12 protein-coding genes are annotated in these 15,679 nt (G+C 63.7%); 4 read left to right on the plus strand and 8 right to left on the minus strand.

What is annotated here, in order from left to right; genetic code table 11:
- Positions 1-116 precede the first annotated feature (116 nt).
- Complete coding sequence (locus SO140_RS29960; protein ID WP_474798241.1) at positions 117-1,592, minus strand: FAD-binding oxidoreductase; 1,476 nt, start codon at positions 1,590-1,592, stop codon at positions 117-119.
- Between the two features lie 222 nt (positions 1,593-1,814).
- Here SO140_RS29960 and hisC point away from each other — a divergent pair, with 222 nt between their 5' ends.
- A complete protein-coding gene (gene hisC, locus SO140_RS29965) occupies positions 1,815-2,867 on the plus strand; it encodes a histidinol-phosphate transaminase (protein ID WP_449383463.1) in 1,053 nt (350 codons plus the stop codon).
- 72 nt (positions 2,868-2,939) lie between these two features.
- Here hisC and SO140_RS29970 read toward each other — a convergent pair whose 3' ends face one another.
- Positions 2,940-3,236, minus strand: a complete 297-nt coding sequence (locus tag SO140_RS29970) for a hypothetical protein (RefSeq protein ID WP_474798239.1) — start codon at positions 3,234-3,236, stop codon at positions 2,940-2,942.
- Between the two features lie 129 nt (positions 3,237-3,365).
- Positions 3,366-4,424 carry a CobW family GTP-binding protein gene (locus tag SO140_RS29975; protein WP_498543520.1) on the minus strand — a complete coding sequence of 353 codons (1,059 nt, stop codon included), beginning with the start codon at positions 4,422-4,424 and terminating at the stop codon, positions 3,366-3,368.
- 117 nt (positions 4,425-4,541) lie between these two features.
- On the opposite strand from SO140_RS29975, the gene SO140_RS29980 reads away from it, so the two are divergent.
- Positions 4,542-5,639 carry a cyclase family protein gene (locus SO140_RS29980; RefSeq protein WP_449382790.1) on the plus strand — a complete coding sequence of 366 codons (1,098 nt, stop codon included), beginning with the start codon at positions 4,542-4,544 and terminating at the stop codon, positions 5,637-5,639.
- Between the two features lie 264 nt (positions 5,640-5,903).
- Here the strand turns inward: SO140_RS29980 and SO140_RS29985 are convergent, their stop codons facing one another.
- On the minus strand, positions 5,904-6,137 hold the full coding sequence (locus SO140_RS29985) for a hypothetical protein (RefSeq protein WP_449382789.1): 234 nt from the start codon (positions 6,135-6,137) through the stop codon (positions 5,904-5,906).
- Between the two features lie 244 nt (positions 6,138-6,381).
- On the opposite strand from SO140_RS29985, the gene SO140_RS29990 reads away from it, so the two are divergent.
- Positions 6,382-7,533, plus strand: a complete 1,152-nt coding sequence (locus SO140_RS29990; RefSeq protein WP_449382788.1) for a caspase family protein — start codon at positions 6,382-6,384, stop codon at positions 7,531-7,533.
- A 302-nt stretch (positions 7,534-7,835) separates the two neighbouring features.
- Entirely contained in the window at positions 7,836-9,845 is a 2,010-nt protein-coding gene (locus tag SO140_RS29995) for a putative bifunctional diguanylate cyclase/phosphodiesterase (RefSeq protein WP_449382787.1), read from the plus strand.
- Positions 9,846-9,864: 19 nt separating this feature from the next.
- Here the strand turns inward: SO140_RS29995 and SO140_RS30000 are convergent, their stop codons facing one another.
- The 4 genes from SO140_RS30000 to SO140_RS30015 form a co-directional block, all read right to left on the minus strand.
- Positions 9,865-11,043 (minus strand): acyl-CoA dehydrogenase family protein, encoded by a 1,179-nt coding sequence (locus tag SO140_RS30000; RefSeq protein ID WP_449382786.1) that lies wholly within the window; start codon positions 11,041-11,043, stop codon positions 9,865-9,867.
- The gene (locus SO140_RS30005) at positions 11,040-13,370 is read right to left on the minus strand and encodes a bifunctional salicylyl-CoA 5-hydroxylase/oxidoreductase (protein ID WP_449382785.1); all 2,331 of its coding nucleotides are present in this window, start codon (positions 13,368-13,370) and stop codon (positions 11,040-11,042) included. Before SO140_RS30005 ends, SO140_RS30000 begins: the two co-directional genes overlap by 4 nt.
- A 173-nt stretch (positions 13,371-13,543) precedes the next feature.
- Positions 13,544-14,782, minus strand: coding sequence for an NAD(P)/FAD-dependent oxidoreductase (locus SO140_RS30010; protein WP_474798233.1), 1,239 nt, complete (start codon positions 14,780-14,782; stop codon positions 13,544-13,546).
- Between the two features lie 18 nt (positions 14,783-14,800).
- A partial coding sequence (locus SO140_RS30015; RefSeq protein WP_498543521.1) for an aminotransferase-like domain-containing protein occupies positions 14,801-15,679 on the minus strand: 879 nt, incomplete at its 5' end.

The raw sequence follows: 15,679 nt of genomic DNA on the forward strand, positions 1-15,679 counted from the left end.
AGACGAAGTGTCAAATCGCGATCCAGTGAGGGCTGCGTCGCAACTGTCGCGATCGGGCGAGCTGCAGGCACGGTCTTCCTCGCCCTTTCCGCGACTTGCGGTTCGCCAGGCGCGCATCAAAGCCGCAGGATCTTGCCCGGATTCATGATGTTCTTCGGATCGAGCGCCCGCTTGATCGTGCGCATGACGTCGAGCTCGGTCTTCGAGCGGTAGTGCGCCAGCTCGTCGATCTTCTCGATGCCGATGCCGTGCTCCGCCGAGATCGAGCCGGCCATGGAGGCGACGATGTCGTTCACGCTCCTCGTGATCGCGGCGGAATATTGCGTGAGCGTCTCGCGGTCCATGTCCTTCGGACCCATGAAGGAGAAGTGCAGATTGCCGTCCCCGATATGGCCGAGTGGATAGGGGCGGATCGTCGGAAGGATGTCGAGGACGGCGCTGAGGCCCTTGTCGATGAGTTCAGGAATTCTGGAAATCGCGACCGATACGTCGTAGCTGAGGCCAGGTCCTTCGGCACGCGCGGCTTCGGCAACGCTTTCGCGAATGCGCCACATATTACGCGACTGCGCCTCTGTCTGGGCGATCACCGCGTCGAGCAGATGGCCTGCCTCCAACTGATCGGCCAAAAACTGCTCCATCTTCTCCGACATGCCCACGCTGCCGTCCAGCCGCGGCCGGGACGACGACCATTCGAGCAGGAGATACCATTCCGTGTCCGCCTTGAGCGGATCCTGCGTGCCAGGAATGTGGCGCAGCACCATGTCGGTGCAGGCGCGGCTCATGAGCTCGCAGGAGCCGACATTATCGTCGGAGGCGACATATGCTTCCGAAAGGATCCCGATGGCGGCCTGCGGATTGCGGATCGCCAGCCACGCCGTGCACACGTCCTTCGGCGCCGGCCACAGCTTCAGGACCGCCTTGGTGATGATGCCGAGCGTGCCTTCGGCGCCCATGAAGAGATGCTTGAGGTCGTAGCCGGTATTGTCCTTCTTGAGCGCGCGCAGCCCGTCCCAGACGTCGCCGTTCGGCAGAACAACCTCGAGGCCCAGAACCAAGTTACGCGCATTGCCATAGCGCAGCACCTGCACGCCGCCGGCATTGGTCGACAGATTGCCCCCGATCATGCATGAGCCCTGCGAGCCCAAGCTGAGCGGAAAGAAGCGGTCGTGGCGTGCGGCCGTCTCCTGGAGCGTCTCGAGGATGCAGCCGGCTTCCACGGTCATGGAATAACCGACCGGGTCGACATCCAGCACGTGGTTCATCCGGCCAAGCGACAGCAGGATGCCGCGGTGGGTTGGCCACGGCGTGGCCCCGCCCATCAAGCCGGTGTTACCGCCCTGCGGCACGATCGCGATGCCGTTGTCGTAGCAGAGCTTCACGACCTCGGAGACCTCGGTGGTATTGGCCGGACGCACGACAGCAGCGGCCTGCCCGGCCAGCACGCCGCGCCACTCGGTCACGAACGGCTGCTTGTCGCGCTCGTCGAGGATCAGGCCCTTATCACCCACGATTTGCCGCAAGGCATCGAGGATGGCCGCCGTCACCGGCGCGCCTGGAACGGAGGGATCGGTGGGAAGGACTGCAACCGGCATGCGTTCCTCTCTTGACGGCTCGGCTTGTGCGCCGGCCTTACGTTCTTGTTGTCAGTCGTTTTCGACCTTGGGTGCCGACCCTAGCATGAAGCCTTCACTCGCAGGAACGTGCTGATCTCCGACGTTTGCGCAGATCAGGTTCGAGCTTCGAACACGAGCGGGGCTTCCGCTCACGATCGGCATACCCTACTGTGATCCGATCAGCCCCCTAGGTCAGAGATCATGAGCCGTTTCTGGAGTCCCGTCGTCAACACCTTGTCGCCCTACGTACCGGGCGAGCAGCCCAAGCAGGACGGCGTCGTCAAGCTCAACACCAACGAGAATCCCTATCCGCCCTCACGACACGTGCTCGCGGCGGTCACGGCGGCTGCAGAGCGGCTCCGCCTCTATCCCGATCCGCGCGCTTCGCAGCTGCGCGAGGCAATCGCCGCCCACTACAAGGTCGCGCCCGAAGAGGTGTTCGTCGGCAACGGCTCGGACGAGGTGTTGGCCCATACCTTCCAGGCGCTGTTGAAGCACGATGCGCCGCTTCTGTTTCCCGACGTCACCTACAGCTTCTACCCCGTCTATTGCCGGCTCTATGGCATCGCTCACGAGGAGGTGCCGCTCGATGCCGCGATGCGGGTGCAGATTGCCGACTACCGGCAACCGTGCAGCGCGATCCTGCTCTCCAATCCGAATGCGCCGACCGGCATCGGCCTTCCACGCGATGCGATCGCAGCGCTGCTCACCGAGCATCCGGACCAGCTCGTGGTGGTCGACGAGGCCTATGTCGATTTCGGCGCCGAGAGCGCGGTGCCGCTCGTCGCACGCCACGACAATCTGCTCGTCATCCAGACCTTCTCGAAATCGCGGGCGCTCGCCGGCCTGCGGGTCGGCTTTGCGATCGGCCAGCGGCCGTTGATCGAGGCGCTGGAACGGGTGAAGGATAGCTTCAACTCCTATCCCATCGATTGCCTTGCGCTTGCCGGCGCCACTGCTGCCATCGCGGACGACGCGTGGTTTCAGGAGACGCGTGCGCGCATCATGGCGAACCGCGAAACGCTGACGCGTGACCTCTCTGGGCTTGGCTTCGAGGTGTTGCCGTCTCAGGCCAACTTCGTCTTCGCACGCCATCGGAGCCAAGGCGGTGGCGATCTCGCGGCTGCACTCCGGCAACGCGGCGTCCTGGTCCGGCATTTCAAGAAGCCGCGCATCGAGAACTTCCTGCGCATCACGGTCGGCACGGAGGAGGACTGCGGCCGGCTGATCGACGTGCTGCGCGGCCTGGTCTGAGCCCAGGATTCAGGTGGTCCGGCGTATTGCCCGGCAAGTGCAGCGCAAGAACGGCCGTGAAAATGATCCGGATCATGGCCGCTCTCTGCTCCCCGGCGTGTCCGCGCCTTCGTAGTGCCCCGGTCGGAAGATCGAACCGCGTTTGACCTGCGGCGCCTGCCCCAACCTTATGAGGATGAAATCGCGGTGCGCGACGTGCTGGACCTGCGTTTGCCGAAACGTATCCAGGAGCGCGAACGCGTCCCTGGTATCGTGGCCATCGCGGTCCAGCTCGGCGATACGCTGCTCCTGTTGCACGATATGGCGCTCGCCCAGCGCAACGCGCTTCTCCGCTTCAGCCAGCTCCGCCAGTCTGATTGCACGGTCCATGTTCGAACTCCACTGGGTTTGTTGACATCCTCCCATGACGAGCCGGCTGGCGATTGACGCAGATCAACCGCAGCGAAGACTTCCTGCGCATTTGCGATCGAGACGGAGGGGCAGCGCAGCGGCCTGAGCTCACGCTGCCGCGCGGACGGCCTGCCAGAGCGCCAGCACCTCCTCGCGCGCGATATTGCGAGTGATGAACACGATGCGCGAACGGCGGTCAGCGTCGGGCCATTTTGCGAGCGCCACCGGCGGATGAAAAACGTGGTGCACGCCGTGGACTGCGACCGGCGTCGGCTCATCGCGGAGGTTGAGAATACCCTTGACACGCAGGAGGTCCTCGCCTCGCCCTGAGCGCAAATGCGCAAGCCAGTTCGAGACCGCCATCCAGTCGAGTGGTTCGTCGAAGGCAAGCACGAAGCTGGCGATCGATGCGTCGTGATGGTGATGGCCGTGGTCGTGGTCATGGTCGTCGTGCGCGTGCTGTGCCTGACGAGGCGCCACGAAGGCCTGTTCGTTGAGCCAGCGTGCGACATCGACCGTCTTCTTCTCGGGATCCATGAGACCGGCGCCAAACAGCCGCGCCGGATCGATCTCGCCTTGTGCCACGCGTTCGATTCCGGCACTGGGATTGAGTCGGCGCAGGCGCGCCTCCAGCGCGGTGGTGTCGCCGGCAAGATCAGACTTGGTGATCAGCAGCCGGTCGGCGAGCGCGACCTGCTTCACCGCCTCGTACTGACGGTCGAGCTGACGCGGCGCGTTGACGGCATCCACCGTGGTCACGACGGCATCGAGCCGGAGAAAATGCGAGACCAGCGGATTGTTCAGGAGGAGCTGAACGATTGGCGCGGGATCGGCGAGACCGGTGGTTTCGATGAGAATACGGCGGAATGGCGGCACCTGGCCGCGATCGCGCCGCACCAGCAGCCCACGCAGCGTCGCCTCGAGGTCGCTGCGGACGGTGCAGCAGATGCAGCCACTCGCAAGCACGGCGACCTCGCCATCGACGCGCTCGACGAGGAGATGGTCGAGGCTGACTTCACCGTATTCGTTGATGATGACTGCGCTGTCCTTCGCGTCGTCGTGGCGCAGCACATGATTGAGCAGTGTCGTCTTGCCGCTGCCGAGAAAGCCGGTGATCAACGACACCGGAAGCCGCTCGGCGGATTTGTCGCTCTCGAACAGGCTCATCAATGCCCCTCACCTTGCCGTCTTATTTTTGTCGCTGGACAACAACTTAACGTAGGAGGAGCATGCCGAAAACAATTTAGAGCCCAGCTTCTCTGGGCCACAACCTGGGAGAGTAAAATGCCTAATGAAATCAAGGGCGAAGAACAGCAAGGCGGCATGACTACGACCGATCGTCGGACCTTGCTCCGCACGGCAGGCATCGCCGGCGCCGCAAGTGCAGCCCTCGCGGGCACGATGCACGGCAAGTTCTCGCTCGCCCCGGTCAGCGAAGCCCAGGCGCAGACCCCCACCTCCATGCCCAAGGGAACAGACAAGCCATGGTGGCCCTCGAAATGGGGCAAGGATGACGAGGCCGGGGCTTCGAACCACATCACGGCGGAAAAAGTTCTCGACGCGGTGAAATGGATCAAGGACGGCAAGATCTACAAGATCGGCCGCGTCTATGAAGGCGGAATGCCGTTGTTCGGTCCGCGCGTATTCACGCTGCGTATTCCAGGCAGTCCGACCGGCGGTCCGTTCGGCGACAACAAGATGGTCTATCACGACGAGTTTCTGACCACCGAGATCGGCCAGACCGGCACGCAGTTCGATGGTCTCGGCCACATCGGCATCCAACTCGGCAAGGACGGCGACAAGAGCGAGATGCGATTTTACAACGGACATACCGCGGCAGAGATCAGCGACGCTTATGGCCTCAAGAAGCTCGGCGTCGAGAAGCTCAAGCCGCTGTTCACCCGCGCCCATCTCATCGACATGGTCGCGCTCAAGGGCGGAATGATGGATGCCGGCCAAGAGATCACCTCGGCCGACATCAAGGCGGCGCTCGCCAAGCAGAACATGTCGGAGAGCGACATCAAGCCGGGCGATGCGATCATGTTCCACACCGGCTGGGGCTCGCTCTGGATGAAGAACAATGATCGCTTCAACAGCGGCGAGCCGGGCATCGGGCTGGACGCTGCGCGATGGGTGATCGAAAAGGACCTCGCGCTCACCGCGGCCGACACCTGGGCGGTCGAAGTGGTGCCCAATCCCGACAAGTCGCTCGCTTTCGTGGTGCATGCCGAGCTGCAAACCAAGCACGGCATCCACAATCACGAGAACCTGATCTTCGACGAGCTGATCGCCGACAAGAAATACCAGTTCGTCTATTGCTTCACCCCGGCCCCCATCAAGGGCGCCACGGGAAGCAACGGCTGCCCGATCGCGATTACCTGACGACCACACATCGGCGCGCGGGCGGAAGCACCGCCCGCGTGTGCTTTGTCAGCCGCGACGGATCAGCATGCCCAAGAGCGGATTCCAGACGGTATCGTTGCTACAGTCGGCCGTTTCGCCGCGTTCATAACGAGATACAGACGATGGTGTTGGACGCCAGCCGTGGATGCGCACGTATGCTGAGGCCGCAATACCAAGGGAATTGTCTGCTGTGGGCTTAAAAAAAATGGGGCGAGAAACTCCAGCCATCCGCACTGACAGCATTCACGCTGCCACGATCTTTTCCTCTCGTGCCTGATTGGCGTTAGCAGCTTGTTGTGGCTGCACCAGCTCGTTCGAGCTGGCCGTGCATTCCCTGAAATGCTCGTGCACGGCTGCATCTGCGGCATGCTCCCAGTATTCCGCTTCAGCGAGCAGCTTCCAGCATCTGTCAGGACGATACGCCGCGCTCTGTCGGCAGAGCGAAGCCATTGCACGCAGGCGGCGCACGGTCTCCATTCTTTCCTCCCGTTCTTTTCGGCTTGCTTTCCTGCCGTGTTTTCCCACAGCTTATTTTCTATTTCTGCATCTGAGCCATCATGATTATGATCTAGAACTATTTTTTTCGCTCCTCGATTAACCCATCGGACGAATGGTTACCGCGCTTGTTGCGATACGGTTTCGGTTCCCCTTCACATCGATTTCGAATGCTACTCTCGCCGCCCCAGTCTCCGTATTATGACGACCTCCGATCGGGGACATCATGAACCGACGCCGGCTTTTTCTCAGATTTGTCCTTGCCGCTAGCCTCGCGGGCGTCCCTCGCGCGCCGGCCGCGGCCGACGGCAAGCGCGTAGCGCTGGTGATCGGCAACGGCGGCTACAAAAGCGTACCAGCGCTGCCCAACCCACCCAACGATGCCGCCGACGTCGCAGCCGCGCTCAGGCGTCTCGGCTTCACGGTCACCCTCATCGCCAACGGTTCGTTCGACGAGATGCGGCGCGGCCTGATCGCTCTCGGCCGCGATGCGGCGGGCGCCGACATGGCGGCGGTGTATTTCGCCGGCCACGGCATGGAAATCAACGGAGAGAACTGGCTGATCCCAATCGATGCGGAACTGAAGAAGGACACCGACGCGGCGAACGAGGCGATCAGCCTGCGCAGCGTGATGTTGCAGGTGTCGAGCACCACGAGCCTCGGCCTCGTTGTCCTCGATGCTTGCCGCAACAATCCTTTCGCCGCGAAAATGCAGCGCTCGCTGGCGCTACGCGCGGCAGCAACCAGCGGCCTCGGCCGCATCGAGCCGGCCGGCAACGTGCTAGTCGCCTATGCCGCGCGCGACGGCACGACCGCGCTCGACGGCGACGGCCGTAACAGCCCGTTCACTGCGGCGCTGTTGCGGAACATCGAGACGCTGGGAGTCGAGATCACCTTCATGTTCCGCAACGTTCGCGACGACGTCATGGAGGCAACACGCAACGAGCAGCAGCCCTTCGTCTACGGCTCGCTCTCGCGCCGGGCGATCTATCTCGCGGGCGCGCCGTCTGCGGCCGAGCAAGAGGCCACGAAACAGGCAAATGCCGCACCATCGGCCGCGGCTACACCAGCGCCCGTCGCATCAGCCATCGACCCTGCGCTGGTCGGCACCTGGGAGATCATGGTGCCGAATGCTCGCGGCACGTCGCGCTGGACGTGGCGCATCATGGGCGATGGCACCTATACGTTCCACGCCGAAGGCCGGCGCGCCGCGCCGGCGCATGAAGGCACGATTGCCGCCATGAACGGCCACTGGTCGCTGCACGCCTTGAAAGGTCTCTCGGGTTACGCCGACGCCGGCTCCTATGAGGTCCGCGACGCCACCGCCGTCATCACCGGCAGGCTCGGCACCGGCTACTGGAAGCGCAGCCTGCAGTGAGGCACCCCGCCCGCGCGTCGAAACCGCGCGTGCATTTCGTCCCGCGATGCACATAGTTAGCAGAGCGTAACGGCAGTGACGGTGCTGAATTTGCCTCGGAAACAGCTATCTGCTCCGTCCACTATCCCTAACGCCGTCTCAACGGCGCACAACGCCAGTAGAAATGCGGGGGTTTCCCATGGCCCCGTGAGGTTCCTTCATGGAACCCGCCTAACCCGCCCTTTACCCCTCCTGTGCACGATCGCCCGCGATTCAAAGGATTTTCACGGGACACTTTCGCGGACTCTGGGGCTCGTTTCTCAATGCCTGTTGCTGATTTGAGATCTCACCTTGCGGCGGCGGTGCGCCTGTTTCGCGTGCCCGCCGACAATCCTGATCTGACGCGGGCCCAGTTTGACGCCTTTTCCAAGCAAATTCCGCTGCTCTACTTCATCCTGATCACCAACACGCTCGCCGTGGCCTACACCTACGTGCCGCTCGCCCCGGTCTGGCTGACGATGGTGGTGCCTGCGGTGCTGACCGTGTTCGCGGCCTTGCGGACGTTCTGGTGGCTGCGCCAGCGCCATCTCGTGCGTAGCGATGCAGACATCCTGAGCAACCTGCGCGCCACCAACTGGCTCACGGTTCCGATCGCGGTGGGATTCACCGCCTGGTCCTTCGCGCTCTACCCATACGGCGATCCCTTCGCCAAGAGCCACGTCGCCTTCTACATGGCGGTGACCGTGATCGGCTGCATCTTCTCGCTGATGCACCTCCGCTCCGCCGCCCTGATCGTCACACTGCTCGTCGATATTCCCTACGTCATCTTCTACTTCGCGACGGGCGAACCAACGCTGATGGCGATAGCGGTCAACGACCTCCTGGTGTCGGGCGCGTTGATAACAGTGCTGTTCATCTATTACCGCGACTTCGCCGACCTCGTCGCATCCCGCAAATCGCTGCTTGCGCAACAGGCGGCGACGCAGGCGCTCTCGGACGAGAACTTCCGCCTCGCCAATCTCGATTCCCTGACGGAGCTGCCGAACCGCCGCCGCTTCTTCGCCGAGCTCGCCAGCGCCTTCGGCGATGCCGAACGCCGGCAGATCCGGCTCGCGGTCGGGATCATCGACCTCGACGGTTTCAAGCCGATCAACGACAATTACGGCCACACCGTCGGCGACCGCGTGCTGATCGAGGCAGGCCGGCGCATCCGCGAGGTCTGCGAAGCTTTTGGCCCGCATCGGGTCGAGTTCGCGCGGCTCGGCGGCGACGAGTTTGGTCTCGTGGTGAGCGGCGATCCCAGCGACGAGGATCTCGCCGAGATCGGCGAGCGGATCGGCGACCGCGTCAAGCTGCCCTATCAGCTCGACACGTCGCACACCGGACTCTCCTGCTCAATCGGGTTTGCGCTGTATCCGCGCTCCGCAACGGATGCCGAAGCCCTCTACGAATGCGCCGACTATGCGCTCTATCACGCCAAGCGCCACGCGCGCGGCCACACCGTGATCTTCTCGAGCGAGCTGGAAGCGGAGATCCGCAGCCGCGGCGTCATCGAGAACCTGCTGCGCATGGCCGACTTCGACGCGGAGATGGAGCTCGTCTTCCAGCCGATCGTCGATGCCATGAGCGAGCGCACTGCCGGCTTCGAGGTGTTGGCCCGCTGGCACTCACCGCGACTAGGCCTCGTCTCGCCGGCCGACTTCATCCCCGCCGCCGAGCGCATCGGTCTGATCCGCAGCCTGACGCAGGCGCTGCTGGTTCGCGCGCTCGCGGCGGCCAAGACCTGGCCCGACGATATCAGCCTGTCGTTCAACCTCTCGGCCCACGACATCTGCTCATCCGACGGCATTTTGCCGCTGATCGCAGTGATCGAGAAGAGCGGCGTTCTGCCACAGCGGATCGATTTCGAGATCACTGAGACCGCGGTCACCTTCGATTTCGTCCGGGCGCAGCAGTCGATCGCCACCCTGAAAGCGATGGGCTGCGGCATCTCGCTGGACGATTTCGGCACCGGCTATTCCTCGCTCAGCCACGTCCACCGCCTGCCACTCGACAAGATCAAGATCGATCGCAGCTTCGCCGCCGACGTCAACGACAATCCCGTGAGCCACAAGATCATCAAGTCGCTGACGGGTCTGTGCGCAGACATGGAGATCGCCTGTGTCGTCGAAGGCGTCGAGACACGCGCGCAGCTCGAAAGCTTACGTCGCCTCGGCTGCGATTACATCCAGGGCTACTATTTCGCAAAGCCGATGCGAAGAGATGCGGTCTCGGGCTATCTTGCTGAGGAGCGCCAACGCCTCGGCGACGACGTCGCGCGCGCGAGCGCGTGAGCCCTCTTCGCCGATCGCCTCAACGCGGCTTCAAAAGCTCGCGCGCAACGATCAGTTTCTGGACCTCGGTCGCGCCCTCGTAGATTCGCAGCGCGCGGATTTCGCGGTAGAGGCTCTCGACGATTTCGCCCTTGCGTACGCCGCGTCCGCCGAACATCTGCACGGCGCGGTCGATGACGCGCTGGGCCGTCTCGGTCGCCGTCAGCTTGGCCATCGCCGCCTCGCGCGTGGTTGGACGCCTCTGAACGTCGCGGCGCCAGGCCGCGCGATAGGTCAGGAGCGCTGCGGCGTCGATGTCGGTCGCCATGTCGCCCAGCGCGGCCTGGGTCAGCTGGAGATCGCCGAGCGTCGCACCGAACATGTGCCGGCTCTGCGCATGCGATAGCGACTCATCGAGCGCGCGCCGCGCAAAACCGAGGGCCGCGGCGGCGACCGAGGCGCGGAAGATGTCGAGCGTTTGCATTGCGAGCTTGAAGCCGCCGCCAGGCGCGCCAAGCCGACGGCTCGCCGGAATCCGGCAGTTCGTAAAGCGCAACGTCGCCAGCGGATGCGGAGCGACGACGTCGATACGCTCGGCAATGGCAAAGCCTGGATCGGTGGGGAAGACGACGAAGGCCGAAATACCGCGAGCGGCCGGCGCCTCTCCGGTTCGTGCGAACAGCGTGTAGACATCGGCGATGCCGCCGTTCGATATCCAAGTCTTCTCGCCGTCGATGACGTAGTCATCGCCATCGACGCGCGCCGCGCACGACATCGCCGCAACGTCCGACCCTGCTTCCTTCTCCGACAGTGCGAAGGCCGACAGCCATTCGCCCGATCGAACCTTTGGCAACACGGCCTTGCGCAGCTCCGCCGAGCCGCCGAGCGCGATCGCGCCGGAGCCGAGCCCCTGCATGGCGAAGGCGAAATCGGCGAGCCCGTCAGCATAGGCGAGCGACTCGCGCGACAGGCAAATCGAGCGCGAATCGATCGTCGTCGCATCGCCATCAGGCGTAGCGACCGCGCAATCGAGCAACCCCGCCTCTCCCAAAGCTCGCACGAGCCTGCGGCAGGCGCCGTCGACATCGTCGTGGTCGATCCTGTCGAGGGCCCCCGACCGCACGAAGCCGTCGAGCGCATCACCGACCGCATGATGGCGCGGCTCAAAGAACGGCCAATCCAGCCAGTCGCGCCTGATCACCTTGGCAACAGAGCTCATTTTGAGTTCTCCTGCGCGGCCATTGCTGCGGCGCGGGCGAGATTGGTTTCATATTGGCCCTTGGCGGACAGATATTGCTTGGGCCAGGTGACGGCGGTGATACCGATGCGCGCGGCTTCGTGCAGCGTCCAGGCGGGATCGGCAAGGTGCGGCCGCGCAATGGCGCAGAGATCGGCGCGGCCTGCGGCGAGGATCGAGTTGGCGTGATCGGCCTCGGAGATTGCACCGACCGCGATGGTCTCAATACCAACCTCGTTGCGGATCAGGTCGGCGAACGGCGTCTGATACAGGCGTCCATAGATCGGCCGATCGTCCTTCCAGACCTGCCCCGACGAACAATCAATCACGTCTGCGCCCGCTTCCTTGAACAGCGCAGAGAAGATCGCCGCATCGGCCGGCGTGTTGCCGCCTTCGGTCCAGTCGTGGCAGGACAGGCGCACCGATGCGGGACGATCGGAAGGCCACACGGCGCGCATCGCGCTGAAGACCTCCAGCGGAAAACGCGCACGGTTGTCGTGGCTGCCGCCGTATTCGTCGGTCCGCCGGTTGGTCAGCGGCGACAAGAAGCTCGACAGCAGATACCCGTGTGCGCAATGGAGTTCGAGCCACTCGACGCCAGCTTCGGCCGCGCGACGCGTTGCCGCGACGAAATCGTCGCGCACGCGGTCCATGTCGCGGCGATCCATCGCCCGCGGCAGCTGGCTGTGGGGCAGGTAGGGCAGCGACGACGCAGAGATCAGCGGCCAATTGCCCGATTCCAGCGGCTCATCGATGCCGTCCCATGCGAGCCTCGTCGATCCCTTCCGTCCGGCATGACCAAGCTGAATGCCGACTTTGGCGTGTCCGAGGCTGTGGATCAGGTCGACGAGGCGGCGCCACTGCGCCGCTTGCGCGTCATTCCAGAGGCCGAGACAGCCCGGCGTGATACGCGCATCGGGCGAGACGCAGGTCATCTCGGCAAAGATCAGCCCAGCACCGCCCATGGCGCGCGCGCCGAGATGGGCAATATGGAAGTCGTTGATGAGCCCATCCTGCGCCGAATACATCGCCATTGGCGAGACCATGATGCGGTTCGCAAGGCCAAGCCCCCGCACGCGGTGCGGCGTCAGCATCGGCGGCGGCACCCGGTCGCCGTCCTTGACGGCGATGCCCGAGCGCGCGGCAAACCAGCGCTCAAACCCTTCCAGCCAGGTGCGATCGCGCAGACGAAGGTTCTCGTGGCTGATGCGCTGCGAGCGCGTCAGCATCGAATAGAAGAACTGCGGCGGCTCGAGCGTGTCGGCATAGCGCCGCCCGACTACCTCGAACCATTCCATGGCGTTCCGTGCCGCATTTTGGATGCGGGCAACGTCGACACGGCGCACCTCCTCGTAGGCTTCCAGCACGGTCTCGATCTTGTCGCGACTGTGGCCATGGCGGTCGAACTGGTTGGCGAGCTCGATGGCGTCGTCGAGCGCGAGCTTGGTGCCCGAGCCGATCGCGAAATGTGCGGTGTGCGCGGCATCGCCCATCAGCACGACATGGGAGCGGCCGTTGAACACGCTCCATTTGCCGCAGATCAGGCGGCTGAAATTGAGCCAGGCCGAGCCGCGCAGATGCCGGGCGTTGGTCAAGAGCTCCGCACCGTCCAGTGTCTCGGCGAAGATCTTTTCGCAGAATTCGATCGAACCCTGCTGGTCAAGGTCGCCAAGCCCATGGCCGCTGTAGGCCTCTTCCGTAGTCTCAACGATGAAGGTCGAGGTTTCACTATCGAACTTGTAGATATGCGCCTGGAACCAGCCGTGTTCGGTCCGGCGAAAGTCGAACGTGAAGGCATCGAACGCCTTCTTGGTGCCCAGCCAGATATAGCGGTTCGGCCGGATCACCATGTCAGGCTGGAACTGTTCGGCGTAGCGGGCACGGATCCTGGAATTGACGCCATCGGAGGCGATGATCAGGTCAGCATCGGGGAATTCGAGATCGGACTCCACATCGCGCTCGAAGACGAGCTCGACGCCCAGCGCCTCGCAACGTCGCTGCAGGATGTTGAGCAGGTGCTTGCGCCCGATGCCGATGAAGCCATGGCCCGTCGTGCGCTGGCGCGTCCCCTTGAAGACGAGCTCGATGTCGTCCCAGTGATTGAAGGCGTCCTCGATCTCGGTAGCGCTTTCGGGATCGGCGATCCGCATCGCCTGCATCATGGCGTCGGAGAACACGACGCCCCAGCCGAACGTATCGTAGGGCTTGTTGCGCTCGACGACGGTGACGACGTGCTCCGGGTGACGGCGCTTCATCAGAAGGCCCAGATAGAGCCCGGCCGGTCCGCCGCCGATACAGACTATGCGCATGATCCCTCGCTTTCGCGCGCCGCGCCGTGGGAGAGCTGCAAACCCTGTCAAACCCTAGGGCAAATTATTTTAAGTATAAAATATTTCGCCGGAACGCGGATTGTCAAGGGACTTCTCGGCCGCGCCGCCGAGCTGGTTTCTCGCGACGGGCGGTGAGCAGGCTGTCTTGTTCCTTAGCCGAACCGATCCACCCGGAATGGCGACAGATCCCACGCGCCATTTCCTCCCTCGACGAGGCCAGCGACGATGAGGCTCGTCACGCCAGCCAAGGTCATGCCGAGATGTCCGTGGCCGAAGGCGTGAGTGAGGTTCGGATGACGTCGGCTCGGCCCAATGATCGGCAATGAATCCGGCAGCGAGGGACGGAAGCCCAACCATTGCGCCTGTGGCGGGCCCAAATCAGGAAATAATTTGCGCACGCCGCGCTCGAGAAGTGCGGTTCGGTTAGGGTTTAACGGCGCACTCAGGCCACCGAGCTCAACGGTGCCGGCGACCCGCAACCGGCCGACCATCGGCGTAATATAGAAACCAAGATCAATGGGGCTGACGGGCCTCCTGATTGGGCAAGCGTCCATAGCGAATTCGAGGTGATAGCCGCGCTCTGTTTCAAGTGGGACCTCATCTCCTACTTGCCGCGCAAGGGTTCGCGACCAGGCACCTGCCGCGAGAACGACCTTCCGCGCCTCGATCGCAAGATCGCGGCAAACTAACCTGAATCGGCCGGAGACCTGTGGCTCGATCCGTTCCACGCGGACACGTTGAAACGAAGCGCCATGGAATCGCGCAGCATCCGAGAGCCGCCGGGTGAGTTCGGGCGGATCGACGATGTGGGCGGCATCTGGGAAGAATAAGCCTGCCGCCACGCGAGGAAGCGCAGGCTCTAAGCGCGCAACATCTTCCGAGGTGAGCCATTCCTGCTTGACGCCCAACTCTTCTCGCAATTGGGCCGCCCAATCGCTGTTCTTCGGCGGCGGCTTTTCGCGATAGATGTAGAGGCAGCCCTCATCGCGGATGAGATCCGAAACATCGGCTTGGTCAGCCAGATCGTGCCAGGTCTGCGCGGCCTCCCTAAGCAAGCTCTGCAGCGCCCGGCCATTACAGCGCGCCCGCCTTGGAGTGGACTGCCAAAGGAAACGCGACACCCAAGGAAGCAGCGAGAAAAGAGCGGTCGGCCGGATGGCGAGCGGACTTTCCGAACCCAGGAGTAGATGAGGCAAGTTGCGCAGAACGTCGGGATTGGCGATCGGGGCACAGCCATAAGGCGCGATGGCGCCGGCATTGCCGTAAGAGGCGCCGGAACCTGGATCGTTGGGGTCGACGGCGACAACGTCTCTGCCGGCCGCTGCCAGCCGAAACGCCGCAGCAAGCCCGACGATGCCGGCGCCCACGACAACGATGTCCGTTTTGATCAAGGCGGCGGCCATGACGCTTCAGACCGCACCGGAGATTTCAAGGTGGCCGTCATTCAAGAGGCCGGCGATGATCGCCAGTGCCTGCCGCAGGTCGCCGAGCGAGGGCGCGGCTCCCAGATTGATCCGGACGGCATGGACCAGCGTCTCGCGCCCGACGGCAAAGGCGTCTGCGGGCAGCACGCCGACGCCACGCTGACGGCAGGCCCGAGCGAAGGCACCGCTCCGCCATGGTTCGGGCAGATGCAGCCACGCGTGAGGCGACGCCTCGTGGCTCTGAACATCGTATTCCGCAAGCGCATCGCGCAAGACGGCCTGCCTTCGCCGCAGCTCCTCGCGCTGAACTTCGATAATTCTCGCTGCGCCGCCATCCTCCAGCAGATTCGTCGCAATCAGCGCCGTGAGCGGACTGATGCTCCAGCAATCGATGCGCAGCGCGGCCGCTATATTGCCGAGAACGGCACGTGGCGCGACCACCAATCCAAAACGCAGACCAGGTGCGACGCACTTCGAAAGGCCGCTGACGTAGACGGTCAGTTCCGGCTCGAGTGCGGCAAAAGAGGCAGCGGCCCCATCAAGCAACGGCCGATAGACATCGTCTTCGATGATCAGCACATTGTGCCGGCGCGCGACGCCTGCGAGCGCAAGACGGCGCTCCTCGCTCAAGACCACCGTTGTAGGGTTGTGCAGGCTGGGGACGAGAAAAACGGCGCGCGGTCGCCAGCTCGCGCAAGCCGCTTCAAAAGCATCCGGCCGCATACCCTCCCGATCAAGCGGTAGACCACGCAAGTCGAGGCCCAGCGATCGGCATAGGGCGCTGATGCCCTGATAGGTGATCGAATCCGCCAATACGACATCGCCGCGCTGCGTCAGGGCACGCAGAACGCAGGCGAGGCCGTG

Source organism: Bradyrhizobium sp. UFLA05-108, assembly GCF_059803455.1.

What these genes read in the sequence shown, in the direction of transcription:
- hisC (WP_449383463.1), top strand. Translation starts at nt 1,815, where the DNA reads ATGAGCCGTTTCTGGAGTCCCGTCGTCAACACCTTGTCGCCCTACGTA.
- SO140_RS30005 (WP_449382785.1), bottom strand. Translation starts at nt 13,370, where the DNA reads ATGCGCATAGTCTGTATCGGCGGCGGACCGGCCGGGCTCTATCTGGGC.
- SO140_RS29980 (WP_449382790.1), top strand. Translation starts at nt 4,542, where the DNA reads ATGCCTAATGAAATCAAGGGCGAAGAACAGCAAGGCGGCATGACTACG.
- SO140_RS29995 (WP_449382787.1), top strand. Translation starts at nt 7,836, where the DNA reads ATGCCTGTTGCTGATTTGAGATCTCACCTTGCGGCGGCGGTGCGCCTG.
- SO140_RS29975 (WP_498543520.1), bottom strand. Translation starts at nt 4,424, where the DNA reads ATGAGCCTGTTCGAGAGCGACAAATCCGCCGAGCGGCTTCCGGTGTCG.
- SO140_RS29985 (WP_449382789.1), bottom strand. Translation starts at nt 6,137, where the DNA reads ATGGAGACCGTGCGCCGCCTGCGTGCAATGGCTTCGCTCTGCCGACAG.
- SO140_RS29990 (WP_449382788.1), top strand. Translation starts at nt 6,382, where the DNA reads ATGAACCGACGCCGGCTTTTTCTCAGATTTGTCCTTGCCGCTAGCCTC.
- SO140_RS29960 (WP_474798241.1), bottom strand. Translation starts at nt 1,592, where the DNA reads ATGCCGGTTGCAGTCCTTCCCACCGATCCCTCCGTTCCAGGCGCGCCG.
- SO140_RS29970 (WP_474798239.1), bottom strand. Translation starts at nt 3,236, where the DNA reads ATGGACCGTGCAATCAGACTGGCGGAGCTGGCTGAAGCGGAGAAGCGC.
- SO140_RS30000 (WP_449382786.1), bottom strand. Translation starts at nt 11,043, where the DNA reads ATGAGCTCTGTTGCCAAGGTGATCAGGCGCGACTGGCTGGATTGGCCG.